This window comes from Streptomyces sp. NPDC051913, from assembly GCF_044593635.1.
Taxonomy (GTDB): Bacteria; Actinomycetota; Actinomycetes; order Streptomycetales; family Streptomycetaceae; genus Streptomyces.
The window spans coordinates 1-20,255 of record NZ_JBIUCI010000010.1 but is presented as its reverse complement, the minus strand read 5'-3'; the positions used below and the strand labels follow the sequence as shown (position 1 = coordinate 20,255).

Below are 20,255 nucleotides of genomic sequence, written 5' to 3'. Positions count from 1 at the left end.
GGGCGTCAGCCCCGCTTGAGGATCCGCAGCTCGCCCGCGTCCGGGTCGCCGAACAGCACGAACAGCTCCGGGTCGTGGGCCGTGCCGCCGATCGTCCAGTACGTCTGCGCACCGCATCCGCCGTCGAGCCGTACGACGACCCCGTCCCGCTCCTTCGGCCCCTCCCCGGCGCCCGCGTCCTCGCGGCCGTCCCGGTCGACGGTCCAGGTGCCGGTGCCGTCGCAGCGGACGTACTCGAAGCCGTCGGGGTCCTGGAGCGGGAGGTCGGTGAAGTCGACCCGGCCGCCCGTACGCAGGTTCAGGACCGCGCCGCCGTCGCCGCGCCAGGCGCCGGTGAGCTGCTCGACGGAGAGTGTCGGGGGCTCGTAGTCCTTGAGCAGTCCGGCGAAGGAGGCCCCGATCGCGCCGCCGACGATCAGCACGCAGAGCCCGAAGGTGGCGCAGGCCGAGCGAAACCAGACGCCGAAGAACCCCCACGCGCTGCCCTTGATCCGGGCACGGCGGCGGACGAGGGCCACGGACAGGAGCGGGAGCAGGCCGAACGCGGCCAGCATTCCCGCCGCTGCGAGCAGGGAGGGCACGGGCGCGGACCAGCCGGCCAGGACCAGCACCCAGAACGCGCTGACCAGGATGACGAACCCGAGTTGCCACAGCCACTCCGGCCCACGCAGCCGGCGCACGGCCACGCGCGCGAGGACGAGCGCGGGCATCACGGACACGGCCGCGTAGAGGGTGGCCAGGAACGGCAGCAGAACGAGGACCAGCAGGAAGAAGACCCCGGCGAGCGCGCCGCCCAGCCCGCTGCCGTAGTCGTCGTCGTTGATGGTCGTCAGCCACGCGAGCAGCCAGAGCACCGGCACCTGTAGCGCGGTCGCAGCCGCCGCCGTGTGCAGCTCGGACCACTTCCAGGCGTCCGTGAGCTGCCGTCGTCTGTCTCCCCACCCCATGCACGCAGGGTACGGAAGGCGTGCGGCGCCCTCGCATCACCCCTTCCTATCTGACGCTCCGTCAGCTTCAATGAAGGTGTGATGGGACAAGCAGGCACAGCCGAGGCCGCCGTCCGCTATCTGCGGTCCGTGGCGGCGGCGGGGGAGTCCACGGCGAGCGACGCGGCGACCGCGCCCCTCGACCCGCTGCCCCGGCCCGACCTGCGCTGTGTCGGCGAGGACGAGCGGGCGCCGGTCGGGCCGGGCGAGTTCCGGCGGGTGCTCGGGAACTTCGCGACGGGCGTGGCCGTCGTCACCGCAGCCGCCGCCGACGGCGAGTCCGGCCCCGCCGGCTTCGCCTGCCAGTCCTTCTCCTCCCTCTCCCTCGACCCGCCCCTGGTCACCTTCATGGTCGGCCGTACGTCGACGACCTGGCCGCGCATCGCCCGCGCCGGCGCCTTCTGCGTCAACGTCCTCGCCGCCCACCAGGGCGCCCTGTGCCGCGGCTTCGCGGTCAGCGGCGCGGACAAGTTCGCGGGGGTGGCGTACGACGCGGCGCCCTGCTCCGGCGCCCCGCGCCTGACGGGCGCGCTCGCCTGGATCGACTGCACGATCCACGCGGTGCACACCGGCGGCGACCATCTGATCGTGGTCGGCCGGGTGGCCGCGCTGGGCACGGGCGACGAGGACGCGGCGCCCCTGCTGTTCCACAAGGGTCGGTTCGTCTGACCGACCGGTCAGACCGCGGCCACCGACACCGCCGCCACCGACGTCCGCCGGATCACCAGCGCCATCAGCGCCGCCACCGCGCACAGCGCCCCGGAGAAGTACCAGACCATGTCGTACGACCCGAAGACGTCCCGCGCCACACCGCCGAGAAAGGCCACCAGCGCCGCCCCGACCTGGTGCGAGGCCAGCACCCAGCCGAAGACGATCGCACTGTCCTCGCCGTACTGCTCCCGGCACAGCGCCACGGTGGGCGGCACGGTGGCGACCCAGTCGAGGCCGTAGAAGACGATGAAGAACAGCATCGGGGGATGGACGCTGGGCGCCAGCAGCATCGGCAGGAAGAGCAGCGAGACGCCACGCAGCGCGTAGTACGTCGCGAGCAGGCGACGGGCGTCGTAGCGGTCGGTGAACCAGCCGGAGGCGATCGTGCCGACCACGTCGAAGACGCCGATGACCGCGAGCAGCGAGGCCGCCGCCTGGACCGGCATGTGCGCGTCGTGGGCGGCGGGCACGAAGTGGGTCTGGATCAGGCCGTTGGTGGAGGCGCCGCAGATCGCGAAGGTGCCGGCCAGCAGCCAGAACGGTCCGGTGCGGGCGGCCTTGACCAGGACGCTCAGCGCGCGGCGGGCGGCGCCCGGCACGGGCTCCGGCTTGGGCACGAACTCCGTCGCCCCGTACGGCTTCAGGCCCACGTCGGCCGGGTGGTCGCGCAGCAGCAGCCAGACGAAGGGGACGACCGCGAGGGCGGCGAGGGCGACGGTGACGGCGGCCGGGCGCCAGTCGTGCCGCTCCACCATCCAGGACAGCACCGGCAGGAAGATCAGCTGGCCGGAGGCGGAGGCGGCGGTCAGGATGCCGGTGACCAGACCGCGTCGCTCGGTGAACCAGCGGTTGGTGACGGTCGCCGCGAAGGCCAGCGCCATCGATCCCGACCCGAGGCCGACCAGCAGACCCCAGCACAGCATGAGCTGCCAGGCCGCCGTCATCCACACCGTCAGCCCCGACCCGACCGCGATCACGGTCAGCGCCACGGCGACGACCCGGCGGATGCCGAAGCGGTCCATCAGCGCGGCGGCGAAGGGGGCGGTGAGGCCGTACAGGGCGAGGTTGATGGAGACGGCGGCGCTGATCGTGCCGCGCGACCAGCCGAAGTCCTGGTGCAGCGGGTCGATGAGCAGCCCGGGAAGCGAACGGAAGGCGGCGGCGCCGATGATCGTCACGAAGGTGACGGCGGCGACGAACCACGCCCGGTGGATGCGCGGCTTCCTGGGGCTCGGGGTCTCCTGTGCGGCGGCGGTGGCGGCCTCTGTCGTCTGAGTCACGCCTAGAGCATCCCGGCCCCATCCCACCGCATCGAGTGGCCCGAAGGACAGCATTCGTTAGGATCGGGCCATGGAGTCCTCCCCCGCCCGTGAACCGGAGTTCCGCCCGCACCGCGTCGTCGTCCTCGCCATGGACGGCGCGCTCCCCTTCGAGCTGGGCATCCCGCACCGCATCTTCGGGCGCCCGAGAGACGCCGGGGGACGGCACCTGTACGAGGTCGTCACCTGCTCGATCCGGCCACCGGGCCCGGTCCGTACGGACGCCGACTTCGACATCATGGTGCCGAACGGCCCGGAGACCCTCGCCACCGCCGACACCGTGATCGTCCCCGCCTCCTACGAGTTCGGCCCGGTCTACGACGAGGGCGTCCTCACCCCCGAGCTGGCCGCGGCCCTCGCCCACATCCGTCCCGGCACCCGCCTCGCCTCCATCTGCACGGGCGTCTACGTCCTCGCCGCCGCCGGTGCGCTCGACGGCCGCCCCGCCACCACGCACTGGGCCGACGCGGAGCGCCTCCAACGACTCTTCCCGCAGATCAAGGTCGACGCGGACGTCCTGTACGTCGACGACGGTGACGTCCTGACCTCCGCGGGTGTCGCCGCCGGAGTCGACCTGTGCCTGCACATGCTGCGCCGCGACCACGGCACCGCCGTCGCCAACGCCGTGGCCCGCCGCACCGTCGTACCCCCTCATCGCGAGGGCGGACAGGCGCAGTTCATCCAGCGTCCGGTGCCCGAGCCGCAGCTGGCCACGACGACCGCGGCCCGCGCCTGGGCCCTGGACCGGCTGCACGAGCCGATCCAGCTGCGGGACATGGCCGAGCAGGAGGCCATGTCCGTACGGACCTTCACGCGCCGCTTCCGCGAGGAGGTCGGCGTCAGCCCCGGCCAGTGGCTCACCCAGCAGCGGGTGGAGCGCGCCCGGCATCTGCTGGAGTCCTCCGACCTGTCCGTCGACCAGGTGGCGAGGGACGCCGGGTTCGGCACGGCCCAGTCGATGCGCCAGCACCTACAGCAGGCGCTCGGCGTCACCCCGACCAGCTACCGGCGCACGTTCCGCGCGGGCGTCGACGCCACCGGCCGTACGGCTGCCCGTATCTGACGCCCGCGCCTCGCCGCGCACCTCCCCCCACCAGCCGAGCGCCGTGAGCAACAGCCCCAGCGCCACGCCCGCCAGAACGGCCGTCGACGGGGTCACCACCTGGAGCAGCCCGCCGGCGAGAGACCCCGTCGCCGCGTAGCCCGCCCCCGCCGCCGCGTACATCACGGAGTAGCCGGCGGCGACGGCACCCGGTGGCACGGCCTCCCGCAGAGCCAGGTTCCGGGTGATCAACGCACCCGACTGGAGGGCGCCCGCGAGCGCCAGGGCGACCGCGATGCCGGCCGCGCCCGGTATCAGGGCGGCGAGGACCACGAACGCCGACATGCCGCCCATCAGCACCACACTGCGCGTCCGCAGCCGTCCCGGCCACGCCCGCACCCCGTACAGGAACGCCCCGAGCGCCGCCGCCGCGGCCATGCCGGCCAGCATCGGGCCGGTCCAGCCGACGCCGATGCCGCGCTGTTCCAGGAGGGCGGGCAGGGTGAGTTCGGAGAGGCCGAGGAGGGTGAGGCTGGCGGCGCCGGTGACGTAGACAGGCCAGGCGCGGACCAGCACGCGGAGGGTCGAAGGGCCCCCGTCCTCCCCCTCCCGCGCCCCGTCGTCGTCCCAGCGGGCGGGCAGCCGCCACAGGCCCGTGACGGACGACGCCATCAGAGCGGCGGCGAGGAGGAGCGGGGCGCGCGGCGCGACGCCGAGGGCGAGTCCGGCGACCGCGACGGGCGACACGGCCCACACCCCGGACATCAGCATCGACTCGGTGGACAGCGCCTGGGCCACGGCACGGTCGGGAACGAGCGAAGTCAGCAGCGTCCGCAGCCCGCCGGTGACCGCCCCCGGCGCGAACCCGGCCACGAAGGCGAACACCCCCAGCACCACGCTCGGCGCCTCGGGCAGCACGCCGAGCCCCGCGAACCCCATCGCCCCGCCCACCAGCCCGAGCACCAGATGGCGGCGCCCGTGCGCCGGGTCCAGCCGCATCCCCAGTACCGGTGCGCCGACGATCTCGCCGATCACATAGGCCGCCGCGAGCGCCGCCCCCAGCGTGTACCCACCGGGTCGCTCCCGCACCAGGAAGACCAGCGCGAGCGGGGCCATGGCGACCGGCATACGGGAGCCGACGGCCGTGGCGGCCCAGACGAGGACGGGTCGGGAGGCGAGATCGCGATAGGACATGGGCACGACGGTAGGCGGCGCCACCGACAACCCGGCAGTGGTTTTCCGGGCCTGTGGACAACCGGCGCTCTGTGGACGATCCGCCCCTCAGAAGTGGACGATCCACCCCTCAGAAGGTGAGCACCCCCCGCGCCACCTTCCCCGCCTCCGCGTCCGCCGCCGCCCGCTCGAACTCCTCCACCGGATACGTCTCGGTCACCAACTCGTCGAGCAGCAGCCGCCCCTCCCGGTACAGCTCGGCGTACAGGGCGATGTCCCGCTGGGGCCGCGAGGACCCGTACCGGCACCCGAGGATCGACTTGTCCAGGTACATGGAGGAGACGACGAAGGACGCCTCGGCCCCGGCCGGCGGCACCCCCAACAACACGGCCTGTCCATGCCGGTCCAGCAGATCGATCGCCTGCCGGATGAGCTCCACCCGCCCCACACACTCGAAGGCATGGTCGGCCCCGGTGGGCAGAAGCTCCCGCACCCCGTCCGTGGAGGTCAGGAAATCCGTCGCCCCGAACTGTCGCGCCACCGCCTCCTTGGCCGGATTGGCGTCGACGGCGACGATCCGCAACGCGCCCGCGATCCGGGCCCCTTGGAGGACGTTGAGCCCGATGCCCCCGGTGCCGATCACGACCACGCTGTCCCCCCGGTCCACCCGGGCCCGGTTGAGCACGGCACCCACCCCGGTCAGCACCCCGCATCCGATGAGCGCGGCGGACGACAGGGGAATGTCCTTCGGAATGCGCACCACCTGGACGGCCTTCACCACGGTCCGCTCGGCGAAGGCCGAGTTGGAGGCGAACTGGAACACCGGCCGCCCCTCACGCGAGAACGGCTGCCCCGGCCGCCCGATGGCCTGCCGGCACATGGTGGGCCGCCCTCGGTCGCACTCCGCGCAGGTCCCGCAGTTGGCGAGGGTGGACAGCGCGACATGGTCACCGGGCGCGACATGGGTCACGCCCGCCCCCACGGCCGCCACCACGCCCGCCCCCTCGTGCCCCAGCACCACGGGAACCGGGAAGGGGATGGTCCCGTCCACGACGGACAGATCGCTGTGACACAGCCCGGCGGCGGCGATGGCGACGACCACCTCCCCGGGCCCCGGCTCGCGCACCTCCAGGTCGTCCACGACCTCGACCCGCTTGCCGTCGAACAAGACGCCGCGCATCACGCAACCCCCTTGGGTTCCCTGGGTAGACCGAGCACCCGCTCGGCGATGATCGTGCGCTGGATCTGGTCCGAGCCGCCGTACACGGTGTCGGCCCGGGAGAACAGGAACAGCTGCTGGAACGCGTCGAGTTCATACGGCGAGGCGGCGGCCCAGTCCCGCGGTCCCACACCCCCGCCGATCCCCCGCACGGCCACGGCCAGCTCCCCGAGCCGCTGATGCCAGCCGCCCCAGAGCAGCTTGGCCACGCTGGGCGCCCCCGCGTCCCCGGCCCGGCCCAGCGTCCGCAGCGCGTTCCACCGCATCACCCGCAGCTCGGCCCACTGCCGGACGAGCCGTTCCCGTACGACGGGGTCCTCGACCGCCCCCGACCCGACCGCGGCCCGCACCACCCGCCCCAACTCCTCGGCGAACCCGATCTGCTGGGCCAGCGTGGACACCCCGCGCTCGAACCCGAGCAGACTCATCGCGACCCGCCACCCGGCCCCCTCACCCCCGACGACATGCTCCGCACGCGCGTGTGCCCCGTCGAAGAAGACCTCGTTGAAGTCACTCGTCCCCGTCAGCTGCCGAATGGGCCGCACCTCGATCCGCCCCGGCTGGTCCATGGGCACGAGGATCAGACTCAGCCCCTGATGCCGCCGCGACCCGGCCTCGGTCCGGGCCAGCACGAAACACCAGTCGGCGTCCTGCGCGAGCGAGGTCCAGATCTTCTGCCCGGTGATCCGGTAACCGTCCCCCTCCCGGACGGCCCCGGTCCGCACCCCGGCCAGATCCGACCCGGCCCCGGGCTCGCTGTACCCCTGACACCAGAGCTCGTCGCCGGCGGCGATGGCGGGAAGGAACCGCGCCTTCTGCTCCGGACTGCCGTGGGCGATGAGGGTGGGCGCGAGCAGGTTCTCCCCGATGTGCCCGGACCGCGGAGGCGCCGACGACCGCGCATACTCCTCGGCCCACACAACCTGCCGAGTAAGCCCGACGGTCCGATTCCCATACCCCTCCTCCCCCCACCCGAGCCCGATCCACCCGGCGGCACCGAGGGCGCGTTCCCACTCCCGGCGGTCGAGCCCGCTACGAGCATGCGCACCGAGCCAGTCGCGCACCTCAGCACGGAAGACGCCGTCCGCAGCACTGAACCCGAAGTCCACGAACCTCTCCTCTCAACGCGGGCGTTGTCGACGTCCCTCAGGGGCGCGGGGAACTGCGCGACCAGCCACGACGAACCCGCAGCCGCCACACCCCAACTCCTCCCGAGCTCCTAGGCGTTAGGCCGAGCCTCATCCCGCGCAGCCTTCTCCATCGCCGCCACTCGCGTGAGCATCGGCATCGGATCCACCCCCACCGACCCCGGCAGGAACTCCGCGATCGCATCCGGCGTCCACCCACCCACCGCATACGCCGCGCGCAGCTCCCGCGGCTGAGCCCACACCGCCAGCTTCGCCCCCGCGATGGTGTACACCTGCCCGGTCACACCCCCCTCCCGAGCCCGATCCGACAGCAGATACACCACCAGGGCCGCCACATCCTCCGGCTCCCCGATCTCCGCCAGCTCCATGGGAACGCCCGCCGACATCCGCGTACGAGCGACAGGAGCAACGGCGTTGGCGGTCACCCCGTACTTGTGCAGCCCCAACGCGGCGCTCCGCACCAGCGAGATGACCCCGCCCTTCGCCGCGCTGTAGTTGGCCTGCGACACCGACCCCTGATGGTTCCCGCTGGTGAAACCGATCAGCGTCCCGGCCCGCTGCTTCCGCATGACCGCCGACGCCGCCCGGAACACGGTGAACGTGCCCTTCAGATGCGTCGCGACGACCGGGTCCCACTCCTCCTCGGTCATGTTGAACAGCATCCGCTCGCGCAGGATCCCGGCGACGCACACGACCCCGTCGAGCCGCCCGTACGAGGACAGCGCGACGTCGACCACCCGCTGCCCACCGGCCATCGTGGACACGTCGTCGGCCACGGCGACGGCCTCGCCGCCCGCCGCCACGATCTCCTTGACGACCGCTTCGGCGATCTCGCTCGTCGGCGAGGACCCGTCCACGCAGACGCCGTAGTCGTTGACGACGACCCGCGCCCCCTCGGCCGCGGCCGCGAGCGCCACCGCCCGTCCGATCCCGCGCCCCGCCCCCGTCACGGCGACGACCTTGCCTGTCAAGAAGTTCCCCACGACCGGCCCCTTCCCGCGGTTTCTGACGGACCGTTAGATTTTATGACCCGTCAGATACCCGGAGACAAGCCCCTGGGGAGCGTCGATGACATTGCCGGCCGAGTTCCACGACATCGCCAAGCGCGTGAACAACTGGGGGCGTTGGGGCGCCGAGGACGAGATCGGCACCCTCAACCTGATCACCGACGAGGTGGTCAGGCAGGCCGCCGCCGAGGTCAGGACGGGCCGCCGGGTCCCGCTCGCCCTGCCCCTAGAACAGGACGGCGTGCAGACCGGCATGATCCCGGGCCGGGTCAACCCACTGCACGCCATGGTGCAGATCAACCAGGAGATCTTCGGTCCGGGGACGGTCGCGTGCAGCGACGACGCCGTGACGATGGGCCTCCAGGCGGCCACCCACTGGGACGCGCTCACCCATGTCTCGCACTCGGGCCGGCTCTACAACGGCCGCCCCGCCGACACCATCACCCCGCACGGCGGCGCCGAGTTCAGCGGCATCGACAAGGCGCGGCACATCGTCTCGCGCGGGGTGCTGCTCGACGTGGCACGCGCGCGGGGCGTCGCACGGCTGGACGGCGGCCATGCCGTCACCCCGGAGGATCTGGAGGCGGCCGAGGAACTGGCGGGCACGCGGGTGCGGGCCGGCGACATCGTGCTCGTACGGACGGGTCAGATCCAGGTGTGTCTGGCGGGCGACAAGCACGCGTACGGCTATCCGTCTCCCGGGCTGTCGATCCGTACGCCGGAGTGGTTCCACGCGCGCGATGTGGCGGCCGTCGCGAACGACACCCTGACCTTCGAGATATTTCCGCCGGAGATCGAGGATCTGTGGCTGCCCGTGCATGCGCTGGACCTGGTGGAGATGGGGATGCTTCAGGGCCAGAACTGGAATCTCGAAGAGTTGTCCACAGCCTGTGGAGAAGAGGGCCGCTACGCGTTCCTGCTGTCGGCGATGCCCGAGCCGTTCACCGGCGCGACGGGAACTCCGGTGGCGCCGGTCGCCGTTCTCTGATCGGACCCTTCGATGGACGGCCGGACGGCGGCATCGCGCGCGCCGCCGTCCGGCTCCGGCGTACCCGCCCCGGTTCCCGGCCCCTGGGGAACCGACGCCGAACCAACGACCCACACTCGCCAAGGGCTCCCGTCACCGAAACCCTCGCCGTCCCCTCGCGGCGAATCGCTGACCACAAGCGTGAGCAGACGGACACGTGGCGTCAACACCCGTCAAGGTTTCTATGACTTACGTCCCATTTGCGACAGGCGCGCACGGAAGCACGCCACGGCGCACCACTCCTCGCCCGACGGAGGCGGCCCGGCCACTGTGCGGCCGTGCACCGATCGCGCGGCCCCCGCTCCGCCCAGGGCGCCGTTCACACCGCTTCGTACGCCAGGCCCTCGTAGCCCTCGAACGCCGAAGTGCCGCCGCCGAAGGCGGACGCGGGTTCCCGGCGGTCCTGGGTACATCGGTCGAGTTCGCACCAGATGCGCTTGCCGGCGCCCTCGGGGCTCCAGCCCCAGCGGTCGGCGAGGCCGTCGACCAGGGCGAGGCCCCGGCCGCCCGTCGCGTCGCCGTCGGCGCAACGCGGCACCGGCGCACAGCTGCTGGTGTCGGCCACCTCCAGACGGACGGTGGCCTCCTCGCTCGCGGAACCCGGCAACGACAGGCGCAGCACGGCCGGACAGCCCGTGTGCACCACGGCGTTGGTGACCAGCTCGGACACGAGCAGGATCAGGGTCTCGGCGAGCGGCTCGTCGGCCCCTATGCCGGACCCGGCGAGCCGCGACCGGGCCCACCTGCGTGCTCGTCCCACCTCAGTGGGGTCGGGCCGGATCTCCAGCTGCACTTGAAGCACCTGCACCGCTCACACCATCCGAACCGGCAGACACATAGCCTCGCGCCTCACGAGGGCCACGATCGTAGCCATTTTTTGCATGGCCAGAACAATGGCCAAAGCCGGGGTCACAGAACGTGAGTCCCTTACGAGACAGCATGGTTGACGTACAGTCACCCCAACAAGCGCTTCGGGCATATTCCAGCGCGAAGGAGTACCCGTGCGCCATACTGTGCGACGCTCGCTGCGGGGAGTCGAACAGGCGGGGGCCGACGGCCCTCCCACCCGGCGAGAAGCGGCGCGCACCGCCGCATCCGGAGCCGCCTCGGAGGCAACACCGGCACGGCTCGTGCTCGGAACCACTCGCATCCCACAGAAGGTACCGGAGTGGGACACCGACTCCAGGCCGTGACGGGTCACGCATAGGACACAACCCGATATCAACGCTCCGTGATTCCGGTATGCCACACTCCGCGACATTTCCGGGACGGCCTTCCCTGACTGCCCAGCCCAGGCCCGGAACGGCCCCTGTCAGGCCGTCAGCTCGGCCGCGAGCAGTTCCTCACTCTCCGTGCGTCCACCGCCACGCTGAGCCCGCACCCACGCCCGTTTCAGCAGCAGATGCACCTCGGACTCCCAGGTGAAGCCCATGCCGCCGTGCACCTGGAGGCAGTCGCGGGCGCCGCGCACGGCCGCCTCGTCGGCGAGCAGCCGGGCCGCGGCGATGTCGGCCGGGTCCTCGGTCACGGCCGCCGCGTACACCGCCACGCGGGCCACCTCCACCCGCACCAGCAGCTGCGCGCAGAGATGCTTGACGGCCTGGAACGCCCCGATCGGCTGCCCGAACTGCTCGCGAGTCCGGGCGTGTTGCACGGCCAACTCACACGCGCGCGCAGCGGTCCCGAGCTGCTCGGCAGCGGTGAGCAGGACGGCCGCAGGATCGGCAGGCGCCGGAGCGGGCACCCGGTGCAGCGGCGTCAACGGATCCACCGACCGCATAGCGACGGCCCCCTCCGCCCCCGCCAACACGACATCAGCCTCATCCATCCACTCCACGAGCCGCCCGTCCGCGGCGGCCACCACCACCTCACCGGTCTCCGCACCGGGCACCACACCGGCGGCAAGATGAGTGGCGACAAGCGGCCCGGGCACTAGCGCCCGGCCAGTCTCCTCAAACACCAACACAGCTTCCGGAAGCCCCAATCCGGCCCCTCCGTCGGCATCGGGCAGCCGCAGAGAAAAGAACCCAACCTCCCCAAGCGCCCTCCACAACCCCCGATCAAGCCGTAACTGATTAGTGCCGGTTTGGATGTCGCCGCTGAGGGGCGCGGGGAACTGCGCGACCAGCCCCCACGAACCCGCAGACGCCCGACGGCCAACCGTGCCTCGCACAGCATCGCGCAAAGCCCTTTGCTCTTCGGTCAGTTGAAAACGCAAGACCTCACCTCCCCTTAGGCAGCCCAAGAATCCGCTCGGCCACGATGTTCCGCTGAATCTGCGAGGTCCCGGCCGCGATGGTGTACGACAACGACGACAACCGGTCCACCACCCAGGGCGCCCCCAAATCCAGCGCTCCTTCCCCCAGCACCTCCGCCGCCGCGTCGTACAAGTCCTGCCGCACCTGCGAGTACCGCAGCTTGAACACCGACCCCCCGACCCCCGGCACCCCGCCCCGCGCCTCCGCCTCGCTCACATTCCACTGAGTGAGCCGCCACAACGCCCGGAACTCGGCGTTGAGGGCCCCCAGCCGCCGCCTGAGCACCGGATCGTCCCAGCGACCGTTCTTCCGTGCCGCCGCGGCGAGTTCGCGCAGCACACGCCGACAGGCGACGACCTCGCCCACGAAGGCCGTGCCGCGCTCGAAGGACAGCGTCACCATGGTCACGCGCCAGCCGTCGTTCTCGGCCCCGACCCGGTTGCCGACCGGCACCCGCACCTCGTCGAGGAAGACCTCGGCGAACTCGGCGGACCCGGCGAGGGTCCTGAGCGGCCGTACGGTGATCCCCGGCGCGTCCATCGGCATGGCGAGCCAACTGATCCCCCGGTGCTTGGGCGCCGCGGGATCGGTGCGCACCAACAGCTCGCACCAGTCGGCGACTTCGGCGTGCGAGGTCCAGATCTTGGAGCCGTTCACCACGTAGTCGTCGCCGTCCCGCCACGCGCGCGTGCGCAGCGCCGCGAGGTCGGAGCCGGCGTCGGGCTCGCTGAACCCCTGGCACCACACCTCGTCCCCGCGCAGGATCGGCGGCAGCCAGCGGGACCGCTGCTCGTCCGTGCCCTCGGCGGCGATGGTCGGGCCGGCGTGCAGCAGCCCGACGAATCCGGCGCCCACATAGGGCGCCCCGGCCTTCTCGGTCTCCTCCAGGAAGATCAGCCGCAGGGTCGGCGAGGCGTCCCAGTGCACGTCCGCGTATCCGGCGTCGTACAGCCTGCGCTGCCAGCCCATGTCGTAGGCGCGACGGCCCGGCCAGTCGTCCGGGGACGGCTTGGGCGGCAGCGAGGGCAGCACATCCGCCAGCCACCGCCGCAACCGCGCCCGGAACTGCTCCTCCTCCTGGGTGTACGACAGGTCCATTACTTGTCGAGGTCCAGGCCGAGCATGCGGATGGCGTTGCCGCGCATCAGCTTGTAGACGGTCTCGTCGTCGAGGCCCTTCACATGGTCGAGGGCGACCTCCTTGGTGTGCGGGAAGGTCGAGTCCACGTGCGGGTAGTCGGTCTCGAAGGTGGCGTTGTCGCGGCCGACGACGTCCAGGGACGCGACGCCGTGCTTGTCGCGGAAGAAGCAGCAGTACATCTGCCGGTAGTAGTACGTGGAGGGCGGCTCGGGGATCGTGTCGCGCACCCCGCCCCACGCGCGGTGCTCCTCCCAGACGTCGTCGGCGCGTTCGAGGGCGTACGGGATCCAGCCCATCTGGCCCTCGCTGTACGCCAGTTTGAGCGTCGGGAACTTCACCAGGACGCCGCTGAACAGGAAGTCCATCATCGAGGCCATGGCGTTGTTGAAGCTGAGGGAGGCCTGGACGGCGGGGGGTGCGTCGGGTGAGGCGGCCGGCATCTGCGAGCTGCTGCCGATGTGCATGTTGACGACCGTGCCGGTCTCCTGGCAGACCGCGAAGAACGGGTCCCAGTAGCCGGAGTGGATGGACGGCAGCCCGAGATAGGTCGGGATCTCGGAGAAGGTCACGGCCCTGACGCCGCGTGCGGCGTTGCGCCGGATCTCGGCGACCGCCAGCTCGATGTCCCACAACGGGATCAGGCACAGCGGGATGAGCCGCCCGCCGCTCCCGCCGCACCACTCCTCCACCATCCAGTCGTTGTAGGCGCGCACACAGGCCAGCGCGACCTCCTTGTCGTGCGCCTCGGCGAAGGTCTGCCCGCAGAACCGCGGGAAGGAGGGGAAGCAGAGGCTGGCCTCGACATGGTTGAGGTCCATGTCGGCCAGGCGTGCCTTGGGGTCCCAGCAGCCGCGCCGCATCTCCTCCCGGGTGATGCCCTCCAGGGTCATCTCGTCCCGGTCGAAGCCGACGGCGGCGATGTTGCGTTTGTACGGGAACTTCAGGTCCTCGTAGATCCACCAGTCGGTGGGCGGCCCGTCCGGGTCCATCGTGATCTGGTACTTGCCCGCTACGTAGGCGAGTTCGCCGATCCCGGCGGTGAGGGCCTGCGGGCCGCGGTCGCGGTACTTGGCGGGCAGCCAGGTCTCGAAGAGGTGTGCGGGCTCGATCACATGGTCGTCGACGCTGATGATGCGGGGCAGTTCGGTCGGCATGGTCCCCTCCGCCGGACGGTGTTCACCTGGACAGGCACGTGCACTGGTCTTATCTGATGGATCGTCAGATAGCATGTCACCTGACGAGTCGTCAGCCAAGCAGGGGGCACACGTGAACGAGACCCCGCACTCCCTGAGTTCCGCCCGCACCCTCTGGGACCTGGTCGTCCGCCGAGCCGACCTCACGCCCGACCGCCCGGTCCTCCTCCAGGACGACCGCGCCCTGACCTTCGGCGAGCTGCGCGCGCGGGCCGAGCGGGTGGCGGCCGGCCTGTACGACATGGGCGTACGCCCCGGCACGGTCGTCGCCTGGCAGCTCCCGACCCGGATCGAGACGGCCCTGCTCTCCTTCGCCCTGGCCCGCCTGGGTGCCGTCCAGTCCCCGGTCATCCCCTTCTACCGGGACCGCGAGGTCGGCTTCGCGCTCCGCGAGTCCCGCGCCGAGTACTTCGCCGTGCCCGGCCGGTGGCGCGGCTTCGACTACCCGGCGATGGCCCGGCGGCTGGGCGCCAAGGGCGTCTTCGAGGCGTACGACACCCTCCCCGAAGGCGACCCGGCCGTCCTTCCCGCTCCTCCCGCCGAGGGCACCTCGGTGCGCTGGATCTACTGGACCTCGGGCACGACCTCCGACCCCAAGGGCGTTCTGCACACGGACCGTTCGCTGATGGCCGGCGGCTCCTGCCTCGCCCACGCGCTGCGTCTGTCCGCCGCCGACGTGGGCTCGATGGCCTTCCCGTACGCCCATATCGCGGGCCCCGACTACACCGTGATGCTGCTGCTGTACGGCTTCCCGGCGGTGATGTTCGAGCAGTTCGCGCTGCCGGACGCGCTGGAGGGGTACCGCAGGCACGGGGTGACGGTGGCGGGCGGGTCGACGGCGTTCTACTCGATGTTCCTGGCCGAGCAGCGCAAGCAGCCGGGCACGCCCGTCATCCCCACCCTGCGGCTGCTCGCGGGCGGCGGGGCGCCGAAGCCGCCGGAGGTCTATCACGCGGTCGTGCGCGAGATGGGCGTCCAGCTCACCCACGGGTACGGCATGACCGAGGTGCCGATGATCACGATGGGCGCGCCGGACGACACCACGGAGAACCTCGCGACGACGGAGGGCCGTCCGCCGGCCGGCATGGAGATACGGATCGTGGACGGCGAGGTGCGGCTGCGCGGCGAGGCGGTCTGCCAGGGCTATCTGAACCCGGCGCAGACGGCGGAGGCCTTCGACGAGGAGGGCTTCCTGCGCACCGGCGACCTGGGATTCGTCAAGGACTCCGGGCATCTCGTCCTCACCGGCCGCGCGAAGGACGTGATCATCCGCAAGGGCGAGAACATCTCGGCGAAGGAGATAGAGGACCTGCTGGCCGCGCACCCCGCGGTGGGGGACGTGGCGGTGGTGGGGCTGCCCGACGAGGAGCGGGGCGAGCGGGTGTGCGCGGTGATCGAACCGGCGCCCGAGGCGCAGCGGTTGACCCTGTCCGACCTCGTCTCCTACCTCCGCGCGGAAGGGCTGTCGGTCCACAAGCTGCCGGAGCAACTGGAGGTGGTGGACGCCCTTCCGCGCAACGAGACCCTGCGGAAGGTACTCAAGTACAAGCTGCGCGAGCGCTATTCCGGCACGGTGAAGTAGCGGGCGAAGGCGGGCACGATCTCGGCCTCGGCGATCTTCCCGTCACCGTCGGTGTCGAGGGCGCTCGCGGCGGCCAGGGCGATGTCCTCCTCCGCGCCGAGCGCCTTGAGCACCCGCGCGGTGTCCTCGACGGTGGCCGTCCCGTCACCGTCCCGGTCGGCCACGGCGAGGGCCGCGTGCAGGAACGGGCGGGCGATCTCGGCGAACCGGTCGGGATTGTCCCGCAGCCGCTTGACGGCACCGTTCACGAACTCGTCCCGGGTGATGCGCTGATCGCCGTCCCGGTCCGCTATCCCCGCCATGCCCTGCCAGAACGCCTCCGCGCCGCCGTACAGGGCCTGGCCCTTGTCCGACCGGGCCGCCGTCCCGAACTCCGCGAGCAGCGCCTTGGCCGCCGCGCTGAAGTCCTCCCGGTCGATGTAGCCGTTGCCGTCCTGGTCGAAAGTGGCGAACCGGGCGGCGATCCTGCGCTCGTACTCGCTGCTGACCATGTCTCTTCCAGCCGCCTTACATCACGTGGGGGTACATCCGGTGCATCTCGCTCGGAGCGTACGACGCGGGAGCGGGTCGGGGCGCGGGAAAGCGGCGGTTGTGCCAAGACCGGGGGAATTTCGGGACAACGGTGTGGCACACCGGAGACGCTCACCCGGGGGAGGCCCTCACGCCGACAGCGGGCCGGCCTCGTCCTCCGTCGCCGAGTCCACGTCCAGGTGGACGTCGAACAGGCGCCGTACTCCCAGCGCGCCCAGCACCCGGTTGACGTGGGAGCCCTCCGGCGCTCCCCGGGCGGGCAGGATCAGGCGCAGGCTGCCCTGGCAGGAGCGGATCAGACGGCGGGAGGCGATGAGCACGCCGACGCCGCTGGAGTCGCAGAAGAAGACCTCCGAGAGGTCGAGGACGAGACTGTGGCGGCCCTCGGCCACCGCGTCGTGCACCCGCTGACGCAGCACCGGCGACGTCACCAGATCCAGCTCGCCCGACACCCGCAGCACGGCCCAGTCCCCGTGCTCGTCGCCGGTCACGTTGAACGCCACCACCACGCCCTTCGCTCGCCGGAAACGGAAGCGATTCCTACGCTTCCTTGCAGCGCGGCTGCCCACCGGCGGTGCCCTGAAACCAGGCCCGGGAAACGGAAACCGATCAGAAGAGGCTTGTTTTAGTCGCCTTCGATCCTGTTCGATCGAGGATGCACACGAAACGGTGGGGTACGCGAACATCCACTATCACCCTCCGCTCCCTGGGGGCGCGCATTGCGACAAAGGGGCGTGCGCTGTCAGACGTGCCGACTACATTCGAGGAGACGGTGGGTTCAGGCTTGACGGGCGCCACGCCCGACAGGACGGGCAGGCGAACAGGGTGAGGGGGCCGCATGGCGAAGAAGGACGCACCGCCCCGCTGGGACCGCAAGATGCAGCAGCGGCTCGCACGCGGTGAGGCGGCCGCCCTCGGCGAGCTCTACGACCGCTTCGCCTCCCTCGTGCACGGCCTCGCCCACCGCGTCCTCGGCGACGAGCGCGCCGCCGACGGCATCACCCGCGAGGTCTTCGCCCACGTCTGGGAACACCCCGAGACCTACGACCCCAAGCAGGGTCCCCTGCGCACCTGGGTGGCCGGCCTGACCCACCGCCTCGCCGTGCAGCGCCTGCGCGCCACCGAGACCGCCGCGCTCGCCCAGGGCGGCGTCGGCTCCACCGAGGAACTGGAGCGCAAGGTCCGCCACGCCTCCGTCGCCGCCCGCGCCGACTACATCGTCACGTCCATGCCGACCCCGCTGCGCGCCGCCCTGGAGCTGGCCTACTTCCAGCGCCGCGACTACCGCCAGACCGCCGCCGACCTCGGCGTCACCGAGGACGAGGCCCGCCGCCGCCTCCGCCTGGGCCTGCAGCTCCTCTCCACCGCCCATGACGCCGGAGCACCCGGAGCCCCTCCGGGATACGGGGGCGCGGCGTGAACGAGACGAACGGCTCCGAGGCGTACGACGGACACGAGCATCAAGAGGGCCCGCGGGGCCAGGAGGGCGAGAAGAGCGAGGAGGAGCAGGAGCGGACAGGACAGTCGGAACGGAAACACGAGGGCCACGAGGTGTACGGCAGCGCTCCCGACGGAGGCGATCAGGGCTCCGCCGACGGCCCCGACGGCCCCGGCACCCCCGGAGGCCCCACCGACGGCACCGGCTCCGCCCCCTCCCACCGCGACCAGCCGCCCCGCATACCGCTCCCCCGTGCCTCCGTCGAGGACACCGGACGGCCGCTGCCCCCGCTGGAGGAGCTGCCGCAGCCGCCGCCGCTCGTCCTGGAGCACCCGGTCCTGAAGTCGCTCCTCGGAGCCTGGGCGCTGGCCGCCTGCTCGGCGGAGGAGACGGCCGCCGTGGAGGACCACCTGGGTGCGTGCGGCGCGTGCGCGGACGAGGCGCTGCGGCTGCGCGAGGCGGTCGGCCTGCTCCACCCGCCCGAGAGCCTCGACCTCGACCCGGGCCTGCGCACCCGCGTCCTGGAGGGCTGCCTGGACCGCCGTCCGCCGCGCATCCCCGTACCCGAGTGGGCGGCGCCGTACGACGCCGAGACCGCCCGCCTCGACGCCCTGCTCCGCGACATGGGCGACGCGGAGTGGCACGCGCCCGTGCGGCTGCGCTGGTTCGAGGCCGACAAGGCGACGAGCCGTCGTACGACCGTCGCCGGTGTGATCGCGCATCTGCTCACCGTCGACGGCCTGGTGGCGCTGGCCCTCGGTCTCGACGATCCTCTGGGTGACGTCACCGCGCAGACGCCCACCCCGGCGGCCCGTACCGAGGCGTACTGGCGCGGCTCGCACTTCCCGCCCACCCGCTCCGTGCGCGCCCCGTGGCGCGAGCAGAGCCACGACCTGGTGCGCACGGTGTCGTTCACGGGCGGCGGCGCCGGAAAGCTGTCCGTCCCCTACGGCGACTTCGAACTCCCGCTGCACGACGCGATGCTGGACCGCGCCTTCGAGTGCTGGGTGCACGCGGAGGACATCGCCGAGGCCGTCGACTACCCGTACGAACCCCCGTCCCCGCGCCATCTCAACCGCATGATCGACCTCGCGGCCCGCATGCTCCCCACCGCGCTGGCGGTACGGCGGCGGGACGGACTGGCATCGCGTGGAGCGGGCCGCCATCTGGTGCCGGCGGGCGCGCCGGGGCGCAGTCTGCGGCTGGAGATCGAGGGACGGGGCGGCGGCGAGTGGCTGATCCCGCTGGACTCCCCGGCCGCGGTGGGCTCGGCGGCGCACGAGGTGGCCCATGTGGCGCTGGACGGCGTGGAGTTCTGCCAGCTGGCCGCGGGCCATGTGTCGCCGGAGGAAGCGGCGGCGGGCCAGGTGGGCGACCGCGAGGCGATCAGGGACGTGCTGTTCGCGGCGGCGTCACTGAGCCGCATGTAGCGTTCACTCTCACTCCATTGCAATGAACACAAGCGCAGCCTGTTGCGTTACTTTCTTAACCGTTGCAATGATTTACCTGCTTCCACCTGCACTAATACCCATTTCACGCAACGAGTCCGTTGCCGATTCCATGAACGCAACGTAGCTTTTCCTTCGTCGGAAACAGAACCCGAAGGAGCAGCACGATGCAGAAGTTCACCACCCCCGCCCCCGTCACCGTCGTCCTGGACGTCCCCGCCGGACACCTCCGCTTCATCGCCGCCCACCGCACCGACACGACCGTCGAGATCCGGCCGGCGAACCCCGCCAAGAACCGGGACGTCAAGGCGGCGCAGCAGACCGACGTCGCCTGCGCCGACGGGGTCCTGCGGATCAACAGTCCGACGAAGAACCAGTTCCTCGGCCCCTCCGGGGCGATCGAGGTCACCGTCCAGCTGCCCGTCGGCTCCCATGTCGAGGCGCGGACGGCCAGCGCCGAACTGCGCGGGGTCGGCCGCCTCGGCGAGGTCACCCTCGACAGCGCCCACGGCACGGTCAAGCTCGACGAGACCTCCGGCGCCCGCCTCACCCTCCAGGCCGGCGACGTCGTCCTCGGCCGCCTGACCGGCCCGGCCGACCTGCGCACCCAGAAGGGCGACCTGACCGTCACCGAGGCCACCCGCGGCACCCTCACCCTGCGCACCGAGCACGGAGACATCACCGTCGGCGCCGCCCGCGGCACCTCCGCCACCCTCGACGCCGGCACCTCCTACGGCCGGGTCACCAACACCCTCCGGAACGACGGCACCCCCGCGCTCGACATCCACGCCACCACGTCCTACGGCGACATCGCCGCCCGCAGCCTCTGAAGGAGCCCCTCATGACCGGCCTGGCCATCGCGGCACACCAGCTGCGCAAGTCCTACGGCGACAAGACCGTCCTCGACGGCGTCGACATAGCCGTCCCGGAGGGCACGATCTTCGCCCTGCTCGGCCCGAACGGCGCCGGCAAGACCACCGCCGTGAAGATCCTCTCCACCCTCATCACCCCCGACGCGGGCACAGCCCACATC

At 71.7% G+C, this 20,255-nt stretch carries 20 protein-coding genes; 8 read left to right on the top strand and 12 right to left on the bottom strand.

Going from position 1 to position 20,255, the window contains the following annotated elements:
• Positions 1-5 precede the first annotated feature (5 nt).
• Positions 6-947: a hypothetical protein gene (locus ACIHIX_RS28250; RefSeq protein ID WP_399960907.1), complete on the bottom strand. Its 942-nt coding sequence runs from the start codon at positions 945-947 to the stop codon at positions 6-8.
• Between the two features lie 81 nt (positions 948-1,028).
• Between ACIHIX_RS28250 and ACIHIX_RS28245 the strand changes: the two genes are divergently transcribed.
• On the top strand, positions 1,029-1,655 hold the full coding sequence (locus tag ACIHIX_RS28245) for a flavin reductase family protein (RefSeq protein WP_399960905.1): 627 nt from the start codon (positions 1,029-1,031) through the stop codon (positions 1,653-1,655).
• Positions 1,656-1,663: 8 nt separating this feature from the next.
• Here the strand turns inward: ACIHIX_RS28245 and ACIHIX_RS28240 are convergent, their stop codons facing one another.
• Entirely contained in the window at positions 1,664-2,977 is a 1,314-nt protein-coding gene (locus ACIHIX_RS28240; protein WP_399960903.1) for an MFS transporter, read from the bottom strand.
• 70 nt (positions 2,978-3,047) lie between these two features.
• On the opposite strand from ACIHIX_RS28240, the gene ACIHIX_RS28235 reads away from it, so the two are divergent.
• Positions 3,048-4,079 (top strand): GlxA family transcriptional regulator, encoded by a 1,032-nt coding sequence (locus ACIHIX_RS28235; protein WP_399960901.1) that lies wholly within the window; start codon positions 3,048-3,050, stop codon positions 4,077-4,079.
• Here ACIHIX_RS28235 and ACIHIX_RS28230 read toward each other — a convergent pair.
• The 4 genes from ACIHIX_RS28230 to ACIHIX_RS28215 form a co-directional block, all read right to left on the bottom strand.
• Positions 3,987-5,252: an MFS transporter gene (locus tag ACIHIX_RS28230; RefSeq protein WP_399960899.1), complete on the bottom strand. Its 1,266-nt coding sequence runs from the start codon at positions 5,250-5,252 to the stop codon at positions 3,987-3,989. The genes ACIHIX_RS28235 and ACIHIX_RS28230 overlap by 93 nt on opposite strands.
• A gap of 109 nt (positions 5,253-5,361) precedes the next feature.
• Positions 5,362-6,411, bottom strand: a complete 1,050-nt coding sequence (locus tag ACIHIX_RS28225; protein WP_399960897.1) for a Zn-dependent alcohol dehydrogenase — start codon at positions 6,409-6,411, stop codon at positions 5,362-5,364.
• Positions 6,411-7,559 carry an acyl-CoA dehydrogenase family protein gene (locus ACIHIX_RS28220; RefSeq protein WP_399960895.1) on the bottom strand — a complete coding sequence of 383 codons (1,149 nt, stop codon included), beginning with the start codon at positions 7,557-7,559 and terminating at the stop codon, positions 6,411-6,413. Before ACIHIX_RS28220 ends, ACIHIX_RS28225 begins: the two co-directional genes overlap by 1 nt.
• Positions 7,560-7,669: 110 nt before the next feature.
• Positions 7,670-8,581 (bottom strand): SDR family oxidoreductase, encoded by a 912-nt coding sequence (locus ACIHIX_RS28215; RefSeq protein ID WP_399960893.1) that lies wholly within the window; start codon positions 8,579-8,581, stop codon positions 7,670-7,672.
• 85 nt (positions 8,582-8,666) lie between these two features.
• Between ACIHIX_RS28215 and ACIHIX_RS28210 the strand changes: the two genes are divergently transcribed.
• Complete coding sequence (locus tag ACIHIX_RS28210; RefSeq protein WP_399960891.1) at positions 8,667-9,593, top strand: cyclase family protein; 927 nt, start codon at positions 8,667-8,669, stop codon at positions 9,591-9,593.
• Between the two features lie 358 nt (positions 9,594-9,951).
• Here the strand turns inward: ACIHIX_RS28210 and ACIHIX_RS28205 are convergent, their stop codons facing one another.
• The 4 genes from ACIHIX_RS28205 to ACIHIX_RS28190 form a co-directional block, all read right to left on the bottom strand.
• On the bottom strand, positions 9,952-10,425 hold the full coding sequence (locus ACIHIX_RS28205) for an ATP-binding protein (RefSeq protein ID WP_399961441.1): 474 nt from the start codon (positions 10,423-10,425) through the stop codon (positions 9,952-9,954).
• 519 nt (positions 10,426-10,944) lie between these two features.
• Complete coding sequence (locus ACIHIX_RS28200; RefSeq protein ID WP_399960889.1) at positions 10,945-11,850, bottom strand: acyl-CoA dehydrogenase family protein; 906 nt, start codon at positions 11,848-11,850, stop codon at positions 10,945-10,947.
• Positions 11,851-11,854: 4 nt separating this feature from the next.
• Positions 11,855-12,988: an acyl-CoA dehydrogenase family protein gene (locus tag ACIHIX_RS28195; RefSeq protein ID WP_399960887.1), complete on the bottom strand. Its 1,134-nt coding sequence runs from the start codon at positions 12,986-12,988 to the stop codon at positions 11,855-11,857.
• A complete protein-coding gene (locus ACIHIX_RS28190) occupies positions 12,988-14,184 on the bottom strand; it encodes an amidohydrolase family protein (protein WP_399960885.1) in 1,197 nt (398 codons plus the stop codon). The genes ACIHIX_RS28195 and ACIHIX_RS28190 overlap by 1 nt, the downstream gene beginning before the upstream one ends.
• 112 nt (positions 14,185-14,296) lie before the next feature.
• Between ACIHIX_RS28190 and ACIHIX_RS28185 the strand changes: the two genes are divergently transcribed.
• Positions 14,297-15,805, top strand: coding sequence for a class I adenylate-forming enzyme family protein (locus ACIHIX_RS28185; protein ID WP_399960883.1), 1,509 nt, complete (start codon positions 14,297-14,299; stop codon positions 15,803-15,805).
• On the opposite strand, the gene ACIHIX_RS28180 is transcribed toward ACIHIX_RS28185, so the two are convergent.
• Together ACIHIX_RS28180 and ACIHIX_RS28175 are read right to left on the bottom strand one after the other, a co-directional pair.
• Entirely contained in the window at positions 15,784-16,296 is a 513-nt protein-coding gene (locus tag ACIHIX_RS28180; protein ID WP_399960881.1) for an EF-hand domain-containing protein, read from the bottom strand. The genes ACIHIX_RS28185 and ACIHIX_RS28180 overlap by 22 nt on opposite strands.
• 168 nt (positions 16,297-16,464) lie before the next feature.
• Positions 16,465-16,845 (bottom strand): STAS domain-containing protein, encoded by a 381-nt coding sequence (locus tag ACIHIX_RS28175; RefSeq protein ID WP_399960879.1) that lies wholly within the window; start codon positions 16,843-16,845, stop codon positions 16,465-16,467.
• Between the two features lie 329 nt (positions 16,846-17,174).
• Here ACIHIX_RS28175 and ACIHIX_RS28170 point away from each other — a divergent pair, with 329 nt between their 5' ends.
• The 4 genes from ACIHIX_RS28170 to ACIHIX_RS28155 form a co-directional block, all read left to right on the top strand.
• On the top strand, positions 17,175-17,756 hold the full coding sequence (locus ACIHIX_RS28170; protein WP_399960877.1) for a sigma-70 family RNA polymerase sigma factor: 582 nt from the start codon (positions 17,175-17,177) through the stop codon (positions 17,754-17,756).
• Entirely contained in the window at positions 17,753-19,204 is a 1,452-nt protein-coding gene (locus ACIHIX_RS28165; protein WP_399960875.1) for a maleylpyruvate isomerase N-terminal domain-containing protein, read from the top strand. Before ACIHIX_RS28170 ends, ACIHIX_RS28165 begins: the two co-directional genes overlap by 4 nt.
• Positions 19,205-19,389: 185 nt before the next feature.
• Positions 19,390-20,052 (top strand): DUF4097 family beta strand repeat-containing protein, encoded by a 663-nt coding sequence (locus ACIHIX_RS28160; RefSeq protein WP_399960873.1) that lies wholly within the window; start codon positions 19,390-19,392, stop codon positions 20,050-20,052.
• Positions 20,053-20,063: 11 nt separating this feature from the next.
• A partial coding sequence (locus ACIHIX_RS28155; protein WP_399960871.1) for an ATP-binding cassette domain-containing protein occupies positions 20,064-20,255 on the top strand: 192 nt, incomplete at its 3' end.